Here is a 948-nt window from a genome sequence, read left to right on the forward strand (position 1 = left end):
CCAGATGAACCTATCTTTTCAATTGAACGATGCCAAAGCAAAAGAATCTTTTGAAAAAATCAAAGATATCAGTATTAAGCCCATCGTTATTCAATTACTTGCAGACACCAAACCTGATGAGCTCAGAACGGCTAAAGGCCGGGACCAGTTCAGTGACAAGCTGACGGATCTCATCAACAAGTCGCTCCCTGAAGGTCACCTGGGGAACGCCAAAATTACAGACTTTTTGCTGGCAGCCATTTGATTCCAGGTGAACTTGTCAGGAACACGTAAGGGGGTGAATAACATTGGTGGATGTACTGTCACAAGGGGAAATTGATGCCCTTTTAGCAGCTCTTTCGTCCGGTGAAATGGATGCGGAAGAACTTAAAAAGGAAGATACCCAAAAGAAAGTTCGCGCTTATGATTTTAAAAGAGCGCTGAGGTTTTCCAAGGATCATATACGGAGTCTGACGCGGATACACGAGAACTTTGCACGGTATCTGACCACATATTTTTCAGCGCAGCTTCGTACTTTTGTCCAAATTAATGTCGTTCAGGTGGAGCAGCTTCCTTATGATGAATTCATTCGCTCCATTCCGAAAATGACCATTCTAAACATTTTTGAAGCTGAACCGCTGGAAGGCCGTATGGTGCTTGAGGTTCACCCGAACGTTGCTTATGCCATGTTGGACAGGCTTCTCGGAGGAACAGGTTCGGCACCGTCAAAGGTTGCTGCGTTGACCGAAATCGAGACGACGATCATGGAGCGAATTTTCAGTCGTACCTTTGATAGCCTGCAAGAGGCTTGGAAAACGGTACTAGACATTGAACCGCGCCTAGAGGCGATGGAAACAAATCCGCAGTTCATGCAGATTGTTTCGCCGAATGAAACGATTGCTCTGATTTCGCTTAGCACCAAAATTGGTGATACCACAGGGATGATTAACCTCTGTATCCCGCACGTGG

General features: G+C 45.8%; 2 protein-coding genes. Both read left to right on the forward strand.

Features of this window, described 5'->3' with window-relative positions; translation table 11 throughout:
* Positions 1–244: flagellar basal body-associated FliL family protein (locus GRP75_RS27985; protein WP_202404355.1), on the forward strand; the 244-nt coding region annotated here is incomplete at its 5' end.
* Between the two features lie 43 nt (positions 245–287).
* Positions 288–948 (forward strand): flagellar motor switch protein FliM (fliM, locus tag GRP75_RS27990; RefSeq protein WP_160791008.1); only part of this gene is annotated, 661 nt, incomplete at its 3' end.

It is taken from the genome of Paenibacillus sp. OT2-17 (genome assembly GCF_009827695.1).
Classification (GTDB): Bacteria; Bacillota; Bacilli; order Paenibacillales; family Paenibacillaceae; genus Paenibacillus; species Paenibacillus polymyxa_B.